The organism is Demequina rhizosphaerae (genome assembly GCF_000971255.1).
Taxonomy (GTDB): Bacteria; Actinomycetota; Actinomycetes; order Actinomycetales; family Demequinaceae; genus Demequina; species Demequina rhizosphaerae.
The window spans coordinates 48,590-66,529 of sequence record NZ_BBMC01000006.1 but is presented as its reverse complement, the minus strand read 5'-3'; the positions used below and the strand labels follow the sequence as shown (position 1 = coordinate 66,529).

Annotated in this window: 20 protein-coding genes; 10 read left to right on the top strand and 10 right to left on the bottom strand. The window is 74.3% G+C overall.

What is annotated here, in order from left to right; all coding sequences use genetic code 11:
* Position 1: 1 nt before the first annotated feature.
* The 3 genes from AOM07_RS09580 to AOM07_RS09570 are packed head-to-tail and all read right to left on the bottom strand — an operon-like array spanning position 2 to position 1,724.
* Positions 2–730 carry an ABC transporter ATP-binding protein gene (locus AOM07_RS09580; RefSeq protein WP_062313207.1) on the bottom strand — a complete coding sequence of 243 codons (729 nt, stop codon included), beginning with the start codon at positions 728–730 and terminating at the stop codon, positions 2–4.
* Positions 727–1,362 (bottom strand): TetR/AcrR family transcriptional regulator, encoded by a 636-nt coding sequence (locus AOM07_RS09575; RefSeq protein ID WP_062313205.1) that lies wholly within the window; start codon positions 1,360–1,362, stop codon positions 727–729. Before AOM07_RS09575 ends, AOM07_RS09580 begins: the two co-directional genes overlap by 4 nt.
* A gap of 44 nt (positions 1,363–1,406) precedes the next feature.
* Positions 1,407–1,724: an ArsR/SmtB family transcription factor gene (locus AOM07_RS09570; RefSeq protein WP_156171901.1), complete on the bottom strand. Its 318-nt coding sequence runs from the start codon at positions 1,722–1,724 to the stop codon at positions 1,407–1,409.
* A gap of 428 nt (positions 1,725–2,152) precedes the next feature.
* Between AOM07_RS09570 and purD the strand changes: the two genes are divergently transcribed.
* From purD to AOM07_RS09555, 3 genes are read left to right on the top strand one after another with little or no spacing between them, the layout of a single operon-like run.
* Complete coding sequence (gene purD / locus AOM07_RS09565) at positions 2,153–3,448, top strand: phosphoribosylamine--glycine ligase (protein ID WP_062313201.1); 1,296 nt, start codon at positions 2,153–2,155, stop codon at positions 3,446–3,448.
* Entirely contained in the window at positions 3,448–4,344 is an 897-nt protein-coding gene (locus AOM07_RS09560) for a phosphoribosylaminoimidazolesuccinocarboxamide synthase (RefSeq protein WP_062313199.1), read from the top strand. Before purD ends, AOM07_RS09560 begins: the two co-directional genes overlap by 1 nt.
* A gap of 44 nt (positions 4,345–4,388) precedes the next feature.
* The gene (locus AOM07_RS09555) at positions 4,389–4,838 is read left to right on the top strand and encodes a hypothetical protein (RefSeq protein ID WP_062313197.1); all 450 of its coding nucleotides are present in this window, start codon (positions 4,389–4,391) and stop codon (positions 4,836–4,838) included.
* A gap of 3 nt (positions 4,839–4,841) precedes the next feature.
* On the opposite strand, the gene AOM07_RS09550 is transcribed toward AOM07_RS09555, so the two are convergent.
* A complete protein-coding gene (locus tag AOM07_RS09550; RefSeq protein ID WP_062313195.1) occupies positions 4,842–5,549 on the bottom strand; it encodes a trimeric intracellular cation channel family protein in 708 nt (235 codons plus the stop codon).
* A 64-nt stretch (positions 5,550–5,613) separates the two neighbouring features.
* On the opposite strand from AOM07_RS09550, the gene purS reads away from it, so the two are divergent.
* From purS to AOM07_RS09535, 3 genes are all read left to right on the top strand, one after another.
* Positions 5,614–5,871, top strand: coding sequence for a phosphoribosylformylglycinamidine synthase subunit PurS (gene purS / locus AOM07_RS09545; RefSeq protein ID WP_062313193.1), 258 nt, complete (start codon positions 5,614–5,616; stop codon positions 5,869–5,871).
* On the top strand, positions 5,868–6,572 hold the full coding sequence (gene purQ / locus AOM07_RS09540) for a phosphoribosylformylglycinamidine synthase subunit PurQ (RefSeq protein ID WP_062313191.1): 705 nt from the start codon (positions 5,868–5,870) through the stop codon (positions 6,570–6,572). Before purS ends, purQ begins: the two co-directional genes overlap by 4 nt.
* A gap of 105 nt (positions 6,573–6,677) precedes the next feature.
* The gene (locus AOM07_RS09535; RefSeq protein ID WP_062313189.1) at positions 6,678–6,977 is read left to right on the top strand and encodes an antibiotic biosynthesis monooxygenase family protein; all 300 of its coding nucleotides are present in this window, start codon (positions 6,678–6,680) and stop codon (positions 6,975–6,977) included.
* Here the strand turns inward: AOM07_RS09535 and AOM07_RS09530 are convergent.
* Both AOM07_RS09530 and AOM07_RS09525 read right to left on the bottom strand, forming a co-directional pair.
* The gene (locus AOM07_RS09530) at positions 6,950–7,306 is read right to left on the bottom strand and encodes a hypothetical protein (protein ID WP_062313186.1); all 357 of its coding nucleotides are present in this window, start codon (positions 7,304–7,306) and stop codon (positions 6,950–6,952) included. The two genes, AOM07_RS09535 and AOM07_RS09530, sit on opposite strands and share 28 nt — an antisense overlap.
* 50 nt (positions 7,307–7,356) lie before the next feature.
* Positions 7,357–8,385: an LLM class flavin-dependent oxidoreductase gene (locus tag AOM07_RS09525; RefSeq protein WP_062313184.1), complete on the bottom strand. Its 1,029-nt coding sequence runs from the start codon at positions 8,383–8,385 to the stop codon at positions 7,357–7,359.
* 181 nt (positions 8,386–8,566) lie between these two features.
* Here AOM07_RS09525 and AOM07_RS09520 point away from each other — a divergent pair, with 181 nt between their 5' ends.
* Both AOM07_RS09520 and AOM07_RS09515 read left to right on the top strand, forming a co-directional pair.
* Positions 8,567–9,550 (top strand): GNAT family N-acetyltransferase, encoded by a 984-nt coding sequence (locus AOM07_RS09520; protein WP_062313182.1) that lies wholly within the window; start codon positions 8,567–8,569, stop codon positions 9,548–9,550.
* 4 nt (positions 9,551–9,554) lie between these two features.
* On the top strand, positions 9,555–11,219 hold the full coding sequence (locus AOM07_RS09515) for an amidohydrolase (RefSeq protein WP_062313180.1): 1,665 nt from the start codon (positions 9,555–9,557) through the stop codon (positions 11,217–11,219).
* A gap of 23 nt (positions 11,220–11,242) precedes the next feature.
* Here AOM07_RS09515 and AOM07_RS09510 read toward each other — a convergent pair whose 3' ends face one another.
* A complete protein-coding gene (locus AOM07_RS09510) occupies positions 11,243–11,944 on the bottom strand; it encodes an aspartate/glutamate racemase family protein (RefSeq protein WP_062313178.1) in 702 nt (233 codons plus the stop codon).
* Between the two features lie 86 nt (positions 11,945–12,030).
* Between AOM07_RS09510 and AOM07_RS09505 the strand changes: the two genes are divergently transcribed.
* Together AOM07_RS09505 and AOM07_RS09500 are read left to right on the top strand one after the other, a co-directional pair.
* The gene (locus AOM07_RS09505) at positions 12,031–12,450 is read left to right on the top strand and encodes a heavy metal-responsive transcriptional regulator (RefSeq protein WP_062313176.1); all 420 of its coding nucleotides are present in this window, start codon (positions 12,031–12,033) and stop codon (positions 12,448–12,450) included.
* A gap of 9 nt (positions 12,451–12,459) precedes the next feature.
* Entirely contained in the window at positions 12,460–14,787 is a 2,328-nt protein-coding gene (locus tag AOM07_RS09500) for a heavy metal translocating P-type ATPase (RefSeq protein ID WP_062313174.1), read from the top strand.
* Between the two features lie 11 nt (positions 14,788–14,798).
* On the opposite strand, the gene AOM07_RS09495 is transcribed toward AOM07_RS09500, so the two are convergent.
* From AOM07_RS09495 to metZ, 3 genes are all read right to left on the bottom strand, one after another.
* Positions 14,799–15,944 carry a PrsW family intramembrane metalloprotease gene (locus AOM07_RS09495; protein ID WP_062313172.1) on the bottom strand — a complete coding sequence of 382 codons (1,146 nt, stop codon included), beginning with the start codon at positions 15,942–15,944 and terminating at the stop codon, positions 14,799–14,801.
* The gene (locus AOM07_RS09490; protein ID WP_062313170.1) at positions 15,941–16,552 is read right to left on the bottom strand and encodes a hypothetical protein; all 612 of its coding nucleotides are present in this window, start codon (positions 16,550–16,552) and stop codon (positions 15,941–15,943) included. Before AOM07_RS09490 ends, AOM07_RS09495 begins: the two co-directional genes overlap by 4 nt.
* 66 nt (positions 16,553–16,618) lie before the next feature.
* Positions 16,619–17,836, bottom strand: coding sequence for an O-succinylhomoserine sulfhydrylase (gene metZ, locus AOM07_RS09485; protein WP_062313168.1), 1,218 nt, complete (start codon positions 17,834–17,836; stop codon positions 16,619–16,621).
* Positions 17,837–17,940: the final 104 nt, after the last annotated feature.

Sequence of the window (17,940 nt, the reverse complement as noted above, 5' to 3'; positions counted from 1 at the left end):
ATCACCAGGTGACGTCGGCGGCGTCCGCGGGCGCCGGGTTGACCTCGGCGGACTCGATCGCGCCATCCACCACCGTGACGACGCGGTGCGCGATGCGCGCGACCGACGAGTTGTGCGTGACGATGACCACCGTCCGGCCCTCGCGGTTGAGCTGTTGGAGCAGGCCGAGGATCTGGCGTCCGGTCGGGAGGTCGAGCGCGCCGGTGGGTTCGTCGGCGAGCAGGATGTCGGGATCCGTCGCGAGCGCCCGGGCGACGGCGACGCGCTGCTGCTGGCCGCCGCTCAGCTGGGCGGGGAAGCTGTCCGCGCGGTCGGCGAGGCCCACCGCCTCGAGCAGCTCGTCGACGCTCCGGCCGTCGCTCTTCCCGGTGAGCGCGAGGATGATCTCGACGTTCTCGCGGGCCGTCAGCGTGGGGATGAGGTTGAAGAACTGGAAGATGAACCCGACGTGGTCCCGCCGGAAGCCGGCGAGCTGCGCGGGCCGGCGGTCGGAGATGTCCTCGCCCGCGATCGTGACGCCGCCCGCTGTCGCGGACTCGATCCCGCCGATGATGTTGCACATCGTGGTCTTGCCCGACCCCGAGGGGCCGAGGACCACGACGAGCTCGCCGGAGGCGATCTCCAGGTCGATGCCGCGGAGGGCGTGGACGGCCGCGTCGCCCTCGCCGAAGGTCTTGGTGACGCCCGTGAGCCGCACGCTCCGGTCGGTGGTGACGGCGGTGGAGGTCATGACGGTTCCTCTCGCGAGGTGGGGGTGAGGACGCCCGTGGAGTAGGCGTCGATCGTGCCGGCGGCCCAGCGCGCCAGCCCGTCGGGCGCGAGCGGGTCGACGCCGAGCACGTCGGCGAGGTGGTCGCGCAGCAGCACCACGGCGAGGTCGTTGACCAGCAGGAAGGCGGCGCGCGCGTCGGGATCCGCGGTCGACCGGACGCCGCCGGCGGACTCGAGGGCGCGCATCGTCTCCCTGGTCATCTCGAACCACTCGCGGAACAGCCGCTGACCGACGGGGTCGCCGGTGAGCAGCAGCCGGCGCAGGTAGGCGGGGATGGCGGACCCGGCGGGCAGCCCGCCCAGCAGCACCTCGGCGAAGCTCGCCGCCGCGCGCTCGCCGCCCGACGCGATCGCGTCGAGGTTCTCGGCGCTCTGGTCGAACAGGCCGTCGAAGATCCCGGCGACGTGCGCGTCGACCGCCTCGCGCAGGCCGTCCTTGCTCCCGTAGTGGTGGAGCACGAGCGCGGGGGAGACGCCCGCGCACGCGGCGATGTCGCGCACCGTGACGGAGTCCGGGCCGCGCTCCCCGAAGAGGGCGAGCGCGCAGTCCCGGATCTTGGCGCGGGCCGTGAGGTCGTCGGTGCTGACCACATGTTCACGCTACTGAACGCATGGTCAGCCCGCAAGGGCTGAGGTCAGATCGAACGTCGCGGTGCGCGGCAGGTGCTGAGCCGAAGGCGGCGCAGCCAGGCGTCGAGGTCGTCGGCGGATCCGTCGGACAGGGCGTACCACCGCCACGGGCCGTCGACCGACACCATGACCAGGCCGGAGCGCGCGAGGACGCCCAGGTGCTGGGAGGCACGCGTGCGGGAGATCCCGAAGGCCGCGCAGGCCGATGCGGCGAGGTCGCCAGCAGCCGCCGGGCCCGGCACGAGCCACTCGAGGATCGATCGCCTCACCGGGTGCGCGAGCGCGGCGAGCGCCGCATCCACATCGCGCGTGCCGAGGTCCATGAGCCGACGGTAGGCGGGGCGCGGCACGCCCGCCACGGCCTGGGGAGAACCCTCGGGTCCGCCGAGTCGCAGATCCGACCCGAGCTGCTGGCGCGGCCCGACCCGCGAGCCCGAGGGTGTGTCCGTTCCCGTATGTCACTCCTGAGTGAAACAGGCGTCGGCCCGGCGGCGCTCTCCCGCACGCCGCGGCCCCGCGCAGGCCGCTTGTTTCACACCGACGTGAAATACGCGAGAGAGACCATGGCTGTGGCAGGTGGCAGGTGGCGGGTGGCAGGTGGCAGGTGGCAGGTGGCAGGTGGCAGGTGGCAGGTGGCAGGTGGCAGGTGGCAGGTGGCAGGTGGCAAGTGGCAGGTGGCAGGCGGCGGGGGGCGGGCGGCAGGCCGCTCCCGACACCCGACGCCCACCCCGCACCGCCTAGACTCGCACGCGTGATCATCCTTCTCGTCGGCTCCGGCGCCCGTGAGCACGCCCTCGCCCGCGCCCTGTCCCTCGACCCCGCGGTCTCGCAGCTGCACGCCGCGCCCGGCAACCCGGGCATCGCGACGCTGAGCACCACGGACGGCACCCCCGCCACGCTGCACGGCGTCGAGGCGACGGACCCGGTCGCGGTCGCCGCGCTCGCGGGTGCGGTGAAGGCCGACCTCGTCGTCGTCGGCCCCGAGGCGCCGCTCGTCGCGGGCGTCGCGGACGCCGTGCGCGGCGCCGGGATCCCGGTCTTCGGCCCGAGCGCCAAGGCCGCGATGCTCGAGGGCTCCAAGGCCTTCGCCAAGGAGGTCATGGCCGCGGCGGACGTGCCGACCGCCGAGCCGCGCGTGTGCACCTCGAGCGCCGCGCTCGAGGAGGCCTTCGACGCCTTCGGCGCCCCCTACGTGGTCAAGGACGATGGCCTCGCCGCGGGCAAGGGCGTCGTCGTGACCGAGGACCGCGCCGCCGCGCTCGCGCACGGCGAGGCCATCCTCGGCGCGGGCGGCGTCGTCGTGGTCGAGGACTACCTCGACGGTCCCGAGGTCAGCCTCTTCTGCCTGTGCGACGGCGAGACGGTCGTGCCGCTCCAGCCGGCCCAGGACTTCAAGCGCGCGTACGACGCCGACGCCGGCCCCAACACCGGCGGCATGGGCGCGTACTCGCCGCTCCCGTGGGCTCCCGCGGACCTCGTCGACGAGGTCGTCCGCACCGTCGCGCAGCCGACGGTCGACGAGATGGCCCGCCGCGAGACGCCGTTCGTCGGCGTCCTCTACTGCGGCCTCGCGCTCACCTCGAAGGGCGTCCGCGTGGTCGAGTTCAACGCGCGCTTCGGCGACCCCGAGACCCAGGTGGTCCTCGCGCGCCTCGCGACCCCGCTCGCCGGCGTCCTGCTCGCCGCGGCCGAGGGCCGCCTGGCCCAGCTGCCGCCCCTCGAGTGGCGGGACGATGCGGCGGTCACCGTCGTCGTCGCGGCCCAGAACTACCCGGACACGCCGCGCAAGGGCGACCCGATCACCGGCATCGACGAGGCCGAGCAGGTCGGCACCGTGCACGTCCTCCACGCCGGGACGAGCCTCGACCACCGCGGCACGCTGCTGAGCAGCGGTGGTCGCGTGCTCAGCGTGACGGCGCTCGGCTCGACCCTCACCGAGGCTCGCGGGCGCGCCTACCAGGGCGTCGACCGCATCGTCCTCCCGGGCAGCCACCACCGCGGCGACATCGCGGCGAAGGCCGCCGCGGACGCGGACGGGGCCGCCTGATGCCCGGTCACGCGACGCCGCCGCAGCACCTCGAGCTCGAGGGCTGGCGCCACGTCTACTCGGGCAAGGTGCGCGACCTCTACGAGCCCGTCGAGCCGCACCCGCGCGGCGACGTGGTCCTCGTCGTCGCGTCCGACCGGATCAGCGCGTACGACTGGGTGCTCCCGACCGAGATCCCCGGCAAGGGCGGCATCCTCACCGGGCTGAGCCTGTGGTGGTTCGACCAGGTGCTCGACATCGTCGCGAACCACACCGTCGAGGCGCCCGTGCCGGCCGAGGTCGAGGGGCGCGCGATGGTCTGCAAGCGCCTCGATATGTTTCCCGTCGAGTGCGTGGCGCGCGGCTACCTCACCGGCTCGGGCCTCGTCGAGTACAACGCGAGCGGCACGGTGTGCGGCATCCCGCTGCCTCCGGGCCTAGTCGACGGCTCGCGCCTGCCGGAGCCGATCTTCACCCCGGCGACCAAGGCCGAGGTCGGCGAGCACGACGAGAACGTCGACTTCGACGCCGTCGTGGCGCTCGTCGGCGAGGAGGACGCGACCGCGCTGCGCGACCTCACGCTCGCGCTCTACATGCGCGCCCACGAGATCGCCGCGGCGAAGGGCATCATCCTCGCGGACACGAAGTTCGAGTTCGGCCGCGACGGTTCGGGTGCGATCATCCTCGGCGACGAGGTCCTCACCCCGGACTCGAGCCGCTTCTGGCCGGCCGACGAGTGGGAGCCGGGCCACGCGCAGCCGAGCTTCGACAAGCAGTTCGTCCGCGACTGGCTGACCTCGCCCGAGTCGGGCTGGGACAAGAGGTCGGATGTGCCGCCGCCCGCGCTGCCGGACGACGTGGTCGAGCGCACGCGCGCCCGCTACGTCGAGGCCTTCGACCGGCTCGCGAAGCACTGAGCGACCCTCCCCAACGAAGCGTCCGTCCAGTACGTTCTCCCTGCATGGGACGCATGCCGAAGGTGGCGGTGCTCGCGGTCGTCGGCGCGCTCGTGCTCGGCGCGCTGCTGAGCGCGTGCGCGCCGGGACCCTACGACCATCGCAACGGCGCCGACTTCGGCGTGCCCGGCGCCGTCGTCGAGACCGTCGAGGGTGTCGAGGCGTACCCGGCGTGCGGCAACGAGCCCCTCACGGTCGACGGCACCACCTGGTACCCGTTCACGCCCTCCAACCTCGACGAGTTCCCCGAGGTCGCCGCGCTGGCGACGCGGGGCGGCGGCCTCGGCGGGGGGACGATGCGCATCGTCCTGCCCGCGGTCGCGGAGCCGGGCCCGGGCGACGACGTGGGCACGCTCACCGTCTACGAGGGTGGCTTCGCCTACTGGGCCTCGGACAGCGGCGACATCCGCACGTGGCTCACCGATCAGGAGATCGAGTACACCTGGGTCTGCTGAGCCTCAGGCGTGGCTCTCGGTCTGCAGCTCGCGCTTCTGGACCACGGCCACCGACGGCACGCCCCAGCCGCGGGTGAGCGAGAGGGCTCGCAACGCGAGGATGACCAGCAGCGGCACCCAGAACACGACCTCGGGCGGGAGGCCCAGCGCCCACAGCGCCCACAGCGTGAAGGCGCCGCCGAGCGCCGCGGTCGCGTAGAGCTGGCCGTTCCAGAACACCTCGGGCACCTGCGCCGCGAAGAGGTCGCGCAGGATGCCGCCGCCGACGCCGTTGGCGACGCCGACGATCATCGCGGCGACCGGATTCGCGCCGACGTCGAGCGCGATGCCGGTGCCGATGACGACGAAGATCGCGAGGCCCGCGGCGTCGGAGTACTCGACGATGCGGTGGCGGGCGAACGCGCCCAGGTCGCGGCGGCGCGCGGCGGGAGCGATCGCGAGGGCCGTCGCCACGGCGACGAGCACGAGCGTGGGGTTCTCGATCCAGAAGACGGGCTGGCGGAGGAGGAGGTCGCGCATGGTTCCGCCGCCGACGGCGACGAGGCTCGCGAGCACGACCGCGCCCACGAGATCCATGCGCCGGCGGCTCGCCGCGACGGCGCCGGAGATCGCGAACGCGATCGTGCCGAGGTACTCGAGGACCACGCGCAGCGTGACGAGCGCGTGCTCGAGGATCGCGTCGGGCGCGACTGCGGTGACGAGGTCGGTCATGGGCTCTCCGTTCGGGCGACCCCCAAGGGTACGTGCGCCCCCGCGCGCCGGTAGAATCCACGCCATGGCCACGATCCTCGTCCACGTCATGCCCAAGCCCGAGATCCTCGACCCGCAGGGCAAGGCGGTCGGCGCCGCCCTTCCCCGCCTCGGGTTCGACGGCGTCGCGCAGGTCCGTCAGGGCAAGCGCTTCGAGCTCACCGTCGACGGCGAGGTGACCGACGAGGTCCTCGCCAAGGTCCGCCAGGCGGCCGAGACGCTGCTGAGCAACCCCGTCATCGAGGACGTCGTCGAGGTGACGGTCGCGCAGGAGCCGGCGTGACCGCGCGCATCGGCGTCGTCACCTTCCCCGGCACGCTCGACGACCGCGACGCGACCCGCGCGGTGCGCCTCGCCGGCGCCGAGGCCGTGCCGCTGTGGCACAACGACGGCGACCTCAAGGACGTCGACGCGGTGGTGCTGCCCGGCGGCTTCTCGTACGGCGACTACCTGCGTGCCGGCGCGATCGCACGCTTCGCGCCCATCATGGAGAAGGTCGTGGACGGCGCCAACGGCGGCCTCCCGGTCCTGGGCATCTGCAACGGCTTCCAGGTTCTCACCGAGGTCCACCTGCTGCCCGGCTCGATGATCAAGAACGAGCACCTGCACTTCATCTGCCGCGACCAGACGCTGCGCGTCGAGAACGCGGAGACCTCCTGGACCTCGGAGTACCGGGACGGCGAGGAGATCGTCATCCCGCTGAAGAACCAGGACGGCCAGTACGTCGCGGACGACTACACGCTCGACATGCTCGAGGCCGAGGGCCGCGTCGCGTTCCGCTACGTCGGCTGGAACCCCAACGGCTCGCGCCGCGACATCGCCGGCATCACCAACGAGCGCGGCAACGTGGTCGGCCTGATGCCGCACCCCGAGCACGCGGTCGAGGCGGGCTTCGGCCCCGACTCTCGCGAGTCGGGCCGCACCGGCACCGACGGCCTCGCGTTCTTCACCTCCGCGATCAAGAACCTGCTCGCGACCGCCTGATCCCGCCTTCGCCGCCGGCGCCCCCGCCCGCACGTGGTCGGTGGTGGTCGGTTCCGCGAGATCCGTGATCGTCAGGGGTAGACCAGTGTCGTTCGGAGGATTGTCGTGATCACCGAGTCCGTGGTCCTCCGCGTCCACCCCGGACGCGAGGTCGAGTACGAGGCGGCCTTCCGCGAGGCCTCGCCGATCATCGCGCGCCAGCGCGGCTGCCTCACCCACTCGCTCAAGCGAGGCATCGAGGACCCGTCGACGTACCTCCTCACGGTCGAGTGGGAGAGCCTCGAGGATCACGAGACGGGCTTCCGCGGCTCCGCCGACTACCAGGAGTGGCGCCGGCTGCTGCACCCGTTCTACGTCGAGCTGCCGCCCGTGCCGCACTACAGCGAGGTCGACCTCGCGGGCTGACGCCGCCGGGCGCGGGTCGCGACGGCGAGCACGCCCGCGACGATGGCGAGCGCGAGCGTGAGCGCGTTGCCGACGTAAGCGAAGCCGGTGGGGACCACGAGCGCCACGACCGCGGCCGGTGCCACCAGGAGCCACTCGCCGCGCACCGCCCACATCAGCGCGAGCACCGATGCGGCGAGGCCGGCGACGAGGCAGGCCGCCACGGCGGGCCGCCACGCCGGGTCGAGCGATGACCACGCATCGACGGCGAACCACGCGCCCGCCCCCGCGAGGGCGAGGGTGGACGCGGCGGCGAGCGGCGCGGCGAGCCGCTCCAGGGCCGTGATCATGCCCCGACGCTAGCGGCGCATCGTCCCTGGCTCAAGGGTGGAACGCGCGCTCAGCGCGCGAGCCGGTCGCGCAGCTCGGCAAGCGCGCCGAAGGTGACGCGGTTGAAGTCGGCCCCCAGCTGGTTGGGGATCGTCACGAGCAGCGTGTCGGCGGTCATGACCGCATCGTCCTCGCGCAGCTCGCGCTCGAGTTTGTCGAGGTCGCCCACGTACGTCTTGCCGAACGTCGACACGGTGTTGTCGATCTCCCCGATCTGGTCACGGTTGCCGCCGAGGCGGTCCCGCTCGAGGTAGGGATGGAAGTAGGTGTCGGTGGTCTCGTCGACGATCGGCATGATGCTGCGGGACACCGACGCGCGCGGCTCGCCCTCGTGGCCGGCCTCGCGCCACGCCTCGCGGAACGCCTCGATCTGGCGCGCCTGCACGACGCCGAGCGGCTCGCCGGTCGCCTCGAGCACGAGCGTCGACGACATGAGGTGCATGCCCAGCTCGCCCGTGCGCCGGCCTGACTCGATGCCGCCCGCGCCGTACCAGATCCTCCCCGACAGCCCGGGGGAGTGCGGCTGGATCGGCAGGAGCTCGCCCGCGCGCACGTGGGCCCGCGGCCCGGCCGGCGCGATGCCGACCCCCGCGATCGCCTCGCGGAAGCGCGCGATGCGGCGCGACGCGTCCGCGGAGGGGGTGTCGCCGAAGCCGAGCGGGTAGCCGAACTCCGCGGGGCCGTCGGCGGCGGGCTCGGGGCTCCCGCGCGAGACCCCCAGCTGCAGACGGCCGCCCGCGACCAGGTCGGCGGTCGCGGCGGCCTCGGCCATGTACAGCGGGTTCTCGTAACGCATGTTGATGACGCCGGTGCCGAGCTCGATCCGCGACGTCCGCGCGCCCATGGCCGCGAGCAGCGGGAACGGCGACGAGGTGTTCTGCTCGAAGTGGTGGACGCGCATCCACGCGCCGTCGATGCCGGCGTCCTCGGCGGCCTCGGCCAGCCGGATCGTGTCCTGCATGACGTCGCCGGCGGTGCGCACCTTCGAGCCCGGGGCGGCGGACCACCACCCGAACGACAGGAATCCGACGTTGCGCACGCGCGCCTCCTCTGGTTGACGTGTCCTACGTCCGTGCCTGCCAACGCCCGACAGTGCGCACGGATTCCGAGCCGGCACGCCGCCTTCCCGCCCATTCTCCCGCGCGATCCGCGGCGTGTCGCGGCCAACTCCGTGCGGAATGTCGGCGGGTGAGGACCGGGCGCGTCGCTAGCCTGAGCCCATGATCACGGTCCGTCGCGTCACGCCCGACCACCCCGACGCGCACGCACTGTGGGCCGAGCAGCAGGAGGACCTCGCCCGCCGCTACGACTCCCCGGACCTCGTGCTCGAGACCTCCTTCGCGACGCTCGTCGCCTCGCTCGTGGGCTACGCCGACGATGGCGAGCCGGTCGCGAGCATCGTGCTGCGCTGGTCCCCGTACCCCACGGGCGCCGGCTCGCTCGAGCTCAAGCGCCTGTTCGTCCGGCCCGGGCACCGCGGCCACGGCCACTCGAAGGTCATGATGGGCGCCGCGGAGGCGATCGCGCGTCGCGCCGGCGCGACCCGCATCGTCCTCGAGTCCGGGACCGGGCAGCCCGAGGCGCTCGCTCTCTACGACCGGCTGGGCTACCGCCGCATCGCCTCGTACGGCGAGTACAAGGACGAGCCCGACTCCGTCTGCTACGCCCTCGACCTGCCCACGCGGGTGCTCGTCCTCACCGGCGCGCTCGGCGCGGGCAAGACCACGGTCGCCGCCGCCGCGCACGAGCTCCTCGCCGCGCGCGGCGCGCGCACCGCGCACCTCGACGCCGACGCCCTCACCCAGGCCTACCCCGCCGGACCCGCCGACCCCGTCAACCGCGGGCTGCTGTGGGACGCGCTCGGCGCGGTCGCGCCGCTCTACCGCGCACGCGGCTACGGCGACGTCCTCCTGCCGCTCGTGATGGACGATGCGGAGGACCCGGCGCGCGTCGCCCGCGCCTTCCGCACGTCCGCGGGTCCCGCGGAGGTGACGGTGGTCCGCCTCGCGGCGCCCGCCGAGGAGCGCATCCGACGGCTCGAGGGGCGCGAGTTCTCCGAGCGATGGCTGGGATGGGCGCGGACGCGGACGGTGGAGATGGATGGCGAGCTCGAGGCGCTCGCCGTCGAGGACGCGGTCGTCGACGGCGCAGGCAGGACTCCGGACGCCGTGGCCGCGGACGCTCTCGACGCGGCGGGATGGTGACGCGATGACCGACGCGCTGCTCATCCGCGACGGCGTCCTGTGGTCGGACGGCGCGCGCCTCGACGGCGACGCCGTGCTCGTCGTGGACGGGCGCATCCGCGCGCTCGGCGACGGCGACGCGCTCGCGGCCAGGGACGATGCGGCGGGCGCCGAGGTCGTCGACGCCGCGGGCGGCCTCGTCCACCCGGGCTTCGCCGACGCGCACGTCCACACCGCCATGGGCGGTCTCGAGTCGCTCGGCCTCGACGTGAGCGGCGCGCACGGCGCCGAGGCGTGCCTCGCACGCGTGGCCGCGTACGCCGCCGTCCATGACGGCGCGTGGATCGTCGGCGGCGGCTGGCACATGGCGGACTACGACGGCGGCACCCCGACCGCGGCGGCGCTCGACGCGGCGACCGGCGACGTGCCGGCGTTCCTCGTCAACGCCGACCACCACGGCGCGTGGGTCAACACCGCCGCGCTGCGCGCGGCCGGCATCGACGCCTTCACGCCCGACCCCGAGGACGGCCGGATCGAGCGCGACGCCGACGGTCGCCCGACCGGCACGCTTCACGAGGGCGCGATGGCGCTCGTCTCCGCGCACCTGCCAGCCCGCACCGAGGACGAGCTGCGCGCGGGCCTCGCCGTGGGAGCCGACGCCCTGCTCCGGGCGGGCGTGACCGCGTGGCAGGAGGCGATCGTGGGCGACTACGGCGGCCACGTCGACTCCTCGGGCACCTACGGGAGCCTGATCGAGGACGGCGCGCTCGCGGCCCGCGTCTCGGGCGCGCTGTGGATCCCGCGCGACGTCACGCTCGCGACCGTCCCGACGCTCGTCGCGGACCTCGTGCGGCGCCGCGACCGGAACGCCGCCCGCGGCTTCGACACCTCGACCGTGAAGATCATGGTCGACGGCGTCGCCGAGAACCGGACCGCGGCGCTCGCCGAGCCCTACCTCGTCGACGGGTGCGACTGCGGCGCGGGCGACGGCCGCGGGATCGCCTACTTCGGCCGCGACGTCCTGTGCGCGGTCGCGGCGGCCGCCGCCGCGGAGGGCTTCGCGCTGCACTTCCACGCGATCGGCGACCGCGCGGTCACCGACGCGCTCGACGCCGTCGCGGCCCTGCCGGAGGAGCTCCGCGGGCGCCGCCGCCACCACATCGCCCACGTCCAGGTGGTCGACCCGGCGGACGTGCCGCGCTTCGCGGCGCTCGGCGTCACCGTGAACATGCAGGCGCTGTGGGCGTGCAACGACCCGCAGATGACCGAGCTCACGCTCCCGGTGCTCGGCGAGCGGCGCGCGGCCTGGCAGTACCCGTTCGGCTCGTTCCTGCGCGCCGGGGCCGAGCTCGCGATGGGCTCGGACTGGCCGGTGTCGACCTACGACCCGTGGCAGGCGATCCACGTCGCGGCCACCCGCCGGGCGCCGGGCTCCGACGCCGACCCGCTGCTGCCCGACGAGTCGCTCCCGCTGGCCGTCGCGCTGCGCGCCTACACCGCGGGCTCGCACCGGCTGCTGGGGCTCGAGGGCTCGGGCGTGCTCGAGGTCGGGGCCCGCGCGGACCTCTGCGTGGCGTCCCGCGACCCGTTCGCCGGGAAGCCCGGGGAGATCGGTGAGACCCGCACCATCGTCACGGTGCTCGGCGGCCGCATCGTCCACCGCGAGGCGGCCGAGCCGGCGCCGGCCTGAGGCCGGCCGCCGCGACGCGCTCCTCAGCCCTCCAGCGCGAACCGCACGCCCGCCTCGGCGTGCAGCGCGAGCGCGTCGAAGTACGGCACGTCGACGTCCGCTGCGGTCATCACCATGGGGATCTCGGTGCAGCCGGCGATGACGCCCTGCGCGCCGCGCGCCACCAGCTCGTCGGTGGCCTCGCGCGCGAGGGCGCGTCCCGCATCGTCCACCACGCCCCGGGCGAGCCTGTCGTAGATGAGGTCGTGCACCTCGGTCAGCCGCGGCTCGTCGGGGACGATCGCCTCGACGCCCCGCGCGGCCAGACGCTCGCGGTAGAACGGCATGCGCATGGTGAAGCCGGTCCCCAGCAGCGCGACGGTGTCGAGCCCGGCGGCGCGGATCGCGGCCGCCGTCTCGTCGACGACGTGGATGACCGGCACGCCCGCGGCCCCGGCCACCTCGTCCGCGATGACGTGCATCGTGTTGGCGCAGATGAGGATCGCCTCGGCGCCGCCGTCGACCAGCCAGCGGGCGTCGCGCCCGAACGTCGCGGCGAGGCCGTCCCAGTCGCCGGCCTCCTGGGCCTCCGCGACGGCCCCGAAGTCGTAGTGACGGATGACGAGGTCCGCCGTGCGGCCCGGGAGCGCGGCGGCGACGCCCTCGTGCAGGAGCGCCTCGTAGACGAGCGTCGAGTGCCAGGTGATGCCGCCGAGCAGGCCGATGCGGCGAGGCGTGGTGCGCATGACCCGACCCTAGCGAGGCGGACGGGTGCCGCGGGCCGGGCCGTTGGCCCCTGTCGCGCCCGCGAACCCTCCAGTACGCTGTAACGATGAAGATCGGAGAGCTCGCCTCCCGCGGAGGCGTCACCGCGAAGACCGTGCGCTACTACGAGAGCATCGGGCTGCTGCCCGCGCCCGAGCGGCGCGCCAACGGCTACCGCGAGTACGACGAGGCCGCGCTCGAGCAGCTGCGCTTCGTGCGCGACGCCCAGGCCTCGGGGCTCACGCTCGCCGAGGCCGGCGGCATCCTCCACATGAAGGAGCGCGGCGAGAGCACGTGCGAGCACAGCCGCGCCGCGCTCGAGCGTCACCTCCACGACATCGACGCCCAGATCGCCAGCCTGCTGGCCGCCAAGGCCGAGCTCACCGCCTTGGCCCGCCGCGCCGAGTCGCTCGACCCCGAGGACTGCACCGATCCGCACCGCTGCCAGGTGCTCGCGCTTGACCTTCCCGCCGAGGGCAAGGTCTAGCCTGCCCGCATGAGCACCGACACCGCTCCCGAGACCCCCGCCGAGGCCGACGAGCCCACGATCGACCTCGCCGTCGGCGGCATGACCTGCGCCGGCTGCGCCTCCGGCATCCAGCGCGGGCTCGCGATCCTGCCCGGCGTCGGCGCCGCCGACGTCAACATCGCGACCCGCCGCGCGACCGTGCGGCCCGACGGCACGCTCGACCGCGACGAGCTCGAGGAGGCCATGCGCGCCGCCATCACGGGTCTCGGCTACCAGGTCCTCACGCGGCCCGCGGGTGCCGCCGCCGAGGCCGGCGAGGCCGCGCCTCGTCCCTCCTCGCGCGAGGAGGAGGCCGCCGCGCAGGAGGCCAACGATGCGCGCCGCATCGCCGACTACCGCCGCCGCTTCCTCGTCGCCGCCGCGCTGACCGTCCCCGTCGCGCTCGTGTCGATGGTGCCGGCGCTGCAGTTCGACGGCTGGGAATGGTGGGCGGCGCTGCTCGCGACGCCGGTCGTGTGGTGGGCGGCCTGGCCGTTCCACGTGTCCGCGTGGAAGGGCGCGCGCCACCGCACCACGACGATGGACACGCTCGTGAGCCTCGGCACGTCCGTCGCGTGGCTGTGGTCGATGTGGACGCTGCTCGCGGGTCCCGCGCACGCGCACGTCTACTTCGAGACGGGCGCCGTCATCGTCACGCTGATCCTGCTGGGCAAGTGGCTCGAGGTGCGCTCGACGGCCCGCGCGGGCGACGCGATCCGCGCGCTCGGCGCGCGTCAGAGCGTGACCGTCACGCTCGAGGACGGCACCGAGATCCCGCGCGAGGACCTCGGCGTGGGCATGCGCTTCCTCGTGCGGCCGGGCGAGGCGATCGCGACCGACGGCGTGGTCGTGGATGGCGCGGCCGCGGTGGACGCGAGCCTGGTGACCGGCGAGCCGGTGCCCGTCGCGGCCGGCCCCGGGACCGAGGTGGTCGGCGGCACGCTCGCCGCGGACGGCTCGCTCACCGTCGAGGCGACCCGGGTGGGCGAGGAGACGATGCTCGCCCAGATCTCGCGCATGGTCGACGAGGCGCAGGCCGGCAGGGCACGCCTCCAGCGGCTCGCAGACCGCGTCTCCGCGATCTTCGTGCCCGCCGTCATCGGCATCGCCGCGGTGACGGCCCTCGGCTGGCTCGCCGTCACCGGCGACGCCGCCGACGCGATCACCGCCGCGGTCGCCGTGCTCATCATCAGCTGCCCGTGCGCGATGGGCCTCGCGACGCCGCTCGCGATCATGGTCGGCACCGGGCGCGGCGCCCAGCTCGGCATCCTCGTGCGCGGCGCGCAGGCGCTGGAGGACGCGCGCTCGCTGCAGACCGTCGTCCTCGACAAGACCGGTACCGTCACCGAGGGACGCATGGAGGTCACCGCGACCGCCGCTCCCGGGCTGGAGGACGATGCGGCGGCCGCGCTGCTCGACGCCGTCGCCTCGGTCGAGGCGCGCTCCGAGCACCCCGTGGCGGTCGCGATCGCCGCCTCCCGTGACGGACGCGTCCCGCTCAAGGGCTTCCGCTCGACGCCGGGCCAGGGCGTCACCGCCACCGTGCAGAAGGCGGGCGCGGACGGCGCGCACGCCGACGTCACCGTCGGTTCGCGGCGCCTGTTCGACGACCTGTCGCCCGAGCTCGCCGACTGGGCCGCCGCGCGCGAGGAGCGCGGCGAGACCGTCGTGTTCGCGGGCCGTCAGGCGCCGCTCGGCGGCGGGCTGCTGGGGACGCCCGGCGCATCGTCCACCCTCACCCGGACGGCGCTCGCGGCGGAGCTCGCGATCGCGGTGCGCGACCGGATCAAGGAGACCGCGCCGGAGGCCGTCGACGCGCTGCACGCGCTCGACGTCGACGTCGTGCTGCTCACCGGCGACAACCGCCGGGCCGCGGAGGCGGTGGGTGCCTCGCTCGGCATCGACCGCGTGATCGCCGAGGTGCTCCCGGGCGACAAGGAGGACGTGATCCGCGAGCTGCAGGCCGGCGGCCGGCGCGTGGCGATGGTCGGCGACGGCGTCAACGACGCGCCCGCGCTCGCGGCCTCGGACCTGGGCATCGCGATCGGCACCGGCGCGGACGTCGCGCGCGAGGCCTCGGACCTCACCCTCGTGGGCGGCGACCCGCGCGCGGCCGCGGACGCGATCGCGCTGTCGCGGCGCACGTACGCGACCATCCGGGGCAACCTGTTCTGGGCCTTCGCGTACAACGTCTGCATGATCCCGCTCGCCGCTCTCGGCGTGCTCGACCCGATGATCGCGGCGGGCGCGATGGGGGCGTCGAGCCTCTTCGTCGTGGGCAACTCGCTGCGGCTGCGGGGCTTCGGCCGCCGCTGAGCCGAGCAGGCTCAGCGGCCCACGACGGACCACGCGAGCGCCGAGCGCGCCGCGGTGACCCAGCCCGCGGCGTCGGCCGCGCGGGCCGACACCATGCCGTCGGAGTGCGCCGCGACGAGCAGCGCGAGCTGCGCGCGCTGCAGCCGGTGCAGGTCGCGCGCCGCCTGCGCGCCGTGCCGCGCGCGCATCTCCGCGCGCGCGTGGCTGCGGCGCCTGCGCGTCGACAGCACCTCGAAGTCGGCCGGGCTCACGAGGTGGTCGGGGACGGTCACGCGTGCCATCCGCGCGAAGATCGCCCGCTCCCTCAGGCGGCCGACGTGGATCGTGGTGGCGAGCACGATGACGATCGGCACGCCCTTGATGAGCGCCGCCGTCACCTGCGAGCCGTGGATGAGCGGCGAGTTGACCAGCCCGTGCAGGATCATCGCCGCGCCCAGGGACCCGAGCGCGACGGCCCAGCGGCGCGACGCGGGGCCGACGGACACGAAGAAGTACGCGATGCCGGCACCCGCGATCGCGGAGAACGCGGCGTGGCTCCACAGCCCGGCGACCACGCCGCGCAGCACGAACATCTGCCACACGGTGTCCATCGCGTCGCCCGACAGCGCCGCGGTGCGGGCGGTGTAGAGGAAGCCCTCGACGACCTGGAAGCCCAGCCCCACCATGGCGCCGTAGAACGCGCCGTCGGCGACGGTCCGGATCCTCGCCCCGGGGATGAGCGCGAGCGCGACGATGCCGAGCGCCTTGAGCGGCTCCTCGACCAGGGGCGCCGCGACCGCGGACACCCAGGACGAGCCGTCGCCGAGCCAGTCGCCGACGATCGAGTGCATCGCCGGCCCGCCGATGCGGGACACCCCGACCGCGACGATCGAGCCCCACAGCAGGGCGCCGGCGACGTTGACGAGCGGGCGCCTCTCGTAGAGCTCGAGCAGGTACACCGTGGTGGCGAAGACCAGGCCGTACGCGAGCCACAGGGCCGCGGACAGCGCTCCCGACGCGGGGTTGGCGAGCAGCGATTCGAGCACGAGCGGCGCGACCTGCGCGAACGCGCCGACGCCGAGCGCGATCGAGGCCCAGAACACCCACGACCGCGTGTCGATGAACGTCGCGGTGCGCGGTCGCGGCAGGCTCCCGCGCGCGCGGGGGGCGGTGGTCATGGCGCCTCCGGCGTCGCGAAGCGCAGCGACCGCACGAGCGACTGCGCCGACGCGTTCGTGCTCTCCCACGCGGCCGGCGGCGCGGTCAGCAGGATGATCACCTGCTGGGTGCCGTCGGACACGGCCCAGGCCTGGCGCGTCTGCAGCGGCTCCTGGAGGGTGACGGTCGCCGCATCGTCCCCCGCGGTGGTGGTGAAGGCGCGGGGCTGCGGCGCGACGATGCCCTGGCCGTCGGCCTCGGCCTGCGCGACCCACTGCTCGGTGACGGTAGCGATGGCCTGCGCGGGGTGGAGGTCGGACGCGTGCGGCGTGGTGATCGCGAGGGTCGCGCCGCCCTGGGTCAGCGTGGTGATGCCGGGGTGCGAGGCCGAGACCGACCAGTCGGACGAGGTGGTGACGGTCGCGCCGGCGCCGATCTCGATGGTCTGCGGCGGGGGCGGTGCCGACATCACGTCCGCGACCGCGGGCAGCAGCACCGCGTACAGGAGCGCGACGGCGACGACGATGACGGCGCCGGCGAGCGAGCCGCGCCCGATGAGCCGCACGGAGAGCGGCTGGGGCTGGCCCTGGGAGGCCGCATCAGCGGCGGAAGCGGCGCCGCTGCTCATGCTCGCGACGCTAGCACGCGGGCGCGCTTCATCTCGGGGCGTCGAGGGACGCCATCGGGGCCGTCGTCAGATCGCGTCGAGCGCCCGCGCGAGGTCCTCGCGCAGGTCCTCGACGTCCTCGAGCCCGATGCTCAGGCGCACCGTCGCCTCGCACATGCCGACGGCGGCGCGCTTCTCCGGTCCGAGCTTGCGATGCGTCGTGGTCGCGGGGTGCGTTGCGATGGACTTCGCGTCGCCCAGGTTGTTGGAGATGTCGATGACCCTCAGCGCGTCGAGGAAGCGGAACGTGGCCGCCTTGGCCTCGGGCCCGTGCGGGTCGACGCCCTCGGGCAGCGCGATGTCGATGGTGACGAGCGTGCCGCCGAGCGTCATCTGCTTCATGGCGCGCTCGTGCTGCGGGTGCGAGGGCAGCAGCGGGTAGCGCGCGATCGCGACCTTGGGGTGCGCCTCCAGCCAGCCGGCCAGGTCGAGCGCCGAGGCGGCCTGCGCCTTCACGCGCACCGCGAGGGTCTCGAGGGACTTGCCGAGCACCCACGCGCTGAACGGCGACATCGTCGCGCCCATGGTGCGGACCATCTGGCGCACCTTGTCGACGTACTCCTTGGCGCCCAGCACCGCCCCGCCGAGCACGCGCCCCTGGCCGTCGATGTGCTTGGTGGCCGAGTACACGACCGCGTCCGCGCCCAGCTGCAGCGGCTTCTGGCCGAGCGGGGTCGCGAACACGTTGTCGACGATGAAGAGCGCACCCGCCTTCTTCGCGAGGCCCGCGACGAACGGCAGGTCGACCACGTCCTGCATGGGGTTGGTGGGGGACTCGCAGAAGACCGCGGTCGCGGGCTCCGCGAGCGCGCGCTCCCAGTCCTCGTTGACGTGGCCGTCGACGTAGTCGACCCGGATGCCCCAGCCCGCGAAGTACTCGTCGAAGGTCGCGATCGACGTGCCGAACAGCGCGCGCGACGCGACCAGCCGGTCGCCCTGGCGCAGGATCGACGCGAGCGCGACGAACACGGCGGCCATGCCGGTCGCGGTCGCGAAGCAGTCCTCGGCGCCCTCGATCGCGGCGAGGCGGGTCTCGAACATCGTGACCGTCGGGTTGGCGTAGCGCGAGTACTGGTAGCGCTCGATCTCGCCCGCGAAGGCGGCCTCGGCCTCGCGCGCGGTCGGGTAGACGTAGCCCTGCGTCATGAAGATCGCCTCGGACATCTCGTCGAACGGCGTGCGGACGTGGCCGGCGCGCACGGCGAGGGTGTCGGGACGGAGCTGCGGGGCGTCTTCCGAGGTCATGGGCTCAGGCTACCGGCGGGTTGCGGGCCGTCGAGGTGCGGACTGGCACCGTGCGCGGCCTTGGCCTCGACGTTGTCGCTATCGGCCGGTGGGGGCAGCGCGGT